The organism is Persicitalea sp. (assembly GCF_041751555.1).
GTDB lineage: Bacteria > Bacteroidota > Bacteroidia > Cytophagales > Spirosomataceae > Persicitalea.
The window spans coordinates 1-2,998 of record NZ_JBGSXF010000334.1 but is presented as its reverse complement, the minus strand read 5'-3'; the positions used below and the strand labels follow the sequence as shown (position 1 = coordinate 2,998).

3 protein-coding genes are annotated in these 2,998 nt (G+C 52.1%); all 3 read right to left on the bottom strand.

Features of this window, described 5'->3' with window-relative positions:
- Positions 1–1,063, bottom strand: a 1,063-nt coding sequence (locus tag ACEW8P_RS12020) for a M56 family metallopeptidase (protein ID WP_373513324.1), incomplete at its 3' end; no start/stop codon positions are given.
- A gap of 33 nt (positions 1,064–1,096) precedes the next feature.
- Positions 1,097–2,380 (bottom strand): TonB family protein, encoded by a 1,284-nt coding sequence (locus ACEW8P_RS12015; RefSeq protein ID WP_373513323.1) that lies wholly within the window; start codon positions 2,378–2,380, stop codon positions 1,097–1,099.
- A gap of 26 nt (positions 2,381–2,406) precedes the next feature.
- The coding region (locus tag ACEW8P_RS12010; RefSeq protein ID WP_373513322.1) for a TonB family protein at positions 2,407–2,998 on the bottom strand (592 nt) is incomplete at its 5' end.

Here is a 2,998-nt window from a genome sequence, read left to right as displayed (position 1 = left end):
GCGAGGTACCCGCCAGTATCACGTTCGCCCCCGGCAGCAGCTCTTTGGTCTTGGAGCTGCGGACGGTGCCTTTCACCGTAGTGGTTTCGATCGGCAATGCCTCTGGTAGTTCTGCCACCCAGGCAGTGGCTGATACCAAAGGCTTACTACTATCTACGACATCCGCCACACGCTCGCGGGCGGCGGTGAGCATCAGCACGAGTCCGATGAGCGGCGCGACGGCAAAGTACTTGCTCAACGCCCATTTCGAGTTTCGGTTTTTGTAAAGCATTTTGATTCGTTTTTTGAGGTTTGAAGAGTTCAGGAAATTATTGGTCAAAGCATTAGCGGGATTATGCTGCGCGTAGGCCAGCAGAAAATCGGCGTAGCGGTCGCGCTGCGGGGCGGCGGCATCGGCCAGGTACTCGTGTACTTGTTGCAAAGATTTTTTGTACAAAATTAAAACCGGATTGAACCAGAAAACTACCCGCAAAATTTCCACCAAAACAATGTCCACGCTATGGCGCTGTCGCACGTGAACCAACTCATGACGCAGGACGGTGTCGAAATCGTTTTCGTAGTCGAGGCGGTTGACGACTAGCCAGTTTAGGAAAGAAAAAGATCCGGGTGCTTCATCTTTCAGTAGAATTATTTGGTAGTCATCCAACGTGATGCGTTCGCCTTTTTGGAAAAAGGAAAACAACCGGCGAAACTGCCACAGCAGCCTGACGAGCATGAACACCGCCCCGACAATGTAAAGGACCAGCAAAAGGTCGAGCCACGGAAACGGTGCGGCAGTCGCATCGGCTTGTGGCGTGACTACAAAAGCTGCCGGAACTGCTTCGGCCACCGCTATCGTCGCGGATTCCAGCGGTAGGGAAGTCAGTTCGTAAACGGCCGCCGGGACGGGCGGAGCGGCCGCAGGGTATTGCAACAGCGGCAGACCGAACGACAGCAGCAGCGCACCGAGCAAGTAGGCGCGGTTCCAGACGAAGAAAGTCTGGCGGCGCAGCAAAAGCCAGTAACAGCCGTAGAGCAGCAGCCAGTATAGGTTTGTCTGAAGCAAATAGGTGATGATGTTCATTTTTTCAGGATTTAAGGAAATAAGCCATGACGCTCACATTTTCTTTACTGCCTTTCTAGTTGCGATGGCTACCACGCCGTTGGCCCCTTTCTCGCCGTAAAGCTTCTTCGCCGCTGCGCCTCGCACAATATTGACGGACACAATCTGATCGGCTGGAATCTTACCCATCGTTTCCCGGTCACCAACGGGTTTGCCGTCCAGCACGTATAGAGCATTTTCCAGGCCGTATTGATCGTCGAAGCCGTTAAAATACGCCACCATAGTGTGGGTTCTTCGGCTGATGGGTTGATAAAACCTGACTATCGCGTAGCTCGCCCCTTTGCCATCCAGCCCGGCCTGGGCTTCGAGTGTCCCGGTTTTCAGAGAGTCGGTCGCCAGCCGATAGTCGAGGGTCAGCTGGTAGGGCGTTTCTACCTTCTTGCCGTCTTGCTGGCCGGGTAGCCAGGCGGGCATCGCCGCCATCAGCCGCGCGGTTTCCTGCTCCAGGCCAAATCTCGGACTTTTCAAAATATTTACCTGCCGGATCGCCCCGCTGGCGGACACCATAAAATTGACCAGCACCTTGCCCTGTACGTTGGCTCTCACCGCGCCTTTGGGGTAGGTAGCGTTTCGCGCGATGAATGCCCGCAGGGCATCGCTACCACCGGGAAAAGCAGGTGGTAGGCTGTTATCACTCAGAAAATGGTACTTGAACGTTTGCACCGAATCGCTTTTGAGCTTGATGTCGGGCAGGAACTTTGGAATAAACATTCCTCCGTACCCACTCTGACCGGGATTCATCCTCTCCGTTATCACAAAAGGATACACACTCACGACCGACGAATCGGCGGATTTTGACGCGGCCAACACCGCGTCGATGACCTGGTTATCTTTCACCGTAACCTTGACTGGCTTGTAGTCTTTTTTATTAAAAACCAGTTCACTCCCTGCGGGTATCGACAGTTCGTACTGGCCTAAATCATCCGTAACGAAGTGGTTTCTGAGGTCGGCGGTTATTACAAAAACGTCCGCCAAAGACTGGTTGTCGGTATTCACGACGCTGCCTTTGATTGTCACTTTTTGCGTGACCAGGGCAGGAACTTCCGGCGAAAGCGCGGGCTTGAAGGCCATCAGCAGGGCCACACTACCCACGAACGCGACCACGGCGGCGTACTTGCCCAAGGCCCACTTTGAATTTCGGTCTTTGTAGAGCATGGCGATGCGGTTTTTTAGGGTTGAGCAACTCAGGAAATTATTGGTTAAGCTGTCAAGTGGATCACCCAAGGCGCAATCCAACAGGTATACAGCCGAGCAGAGGAGATGGGCGGGAGCTTTCATAGAGGAAAAGACTATGTTTTTTCAAACTAATTCTTCCTATCCAAAGGCATTTTCGCGCCTTGCTTGGTAGTTATTTCTACTACTCCATTAGCACCACGTACTCCGTAAACGGCTAGTGCGACGGCGTCTTTCAATACCGTTATCGTTTTCACGTCCGCTGGTGAGATTGTACTAAGGAAATCTGGTTGGCTGGCAGGCACCAATATGCCGTTTAAAACAAAAAGTGGGTTTCCAAACTTCGAACCGGGAGGAGCTTGTCTGATCCTAAATGCAGGTTTGCTATTGGCAGAATATTCAATGCCTGCAGTATTGGGTTGTAGCTTTGCTAGGCTATCAGCTTGCTCGTATAACCAAGTCGATGTTTCAACTTTATCAGTTTTAGACGGAATCACCAGCCCAAGTTCCTTCTTCTCCTTCGGGAGTACAAAACTGATCGGAAGGTTGTACTTCACGTTCACTTTTTCACCGTCCTCCTTTGCACCGGGTATCCATTTGGGCGTCTGCTTCATGATTCTGACCGCTTCCTCGTCGGTGCCGAATCCCATGCCTTTCAGTACTTTAATGTCTTGAACACTGCCATCAGCGTTGACCACGAAAGTCAGGAACACTTTGCCCTGT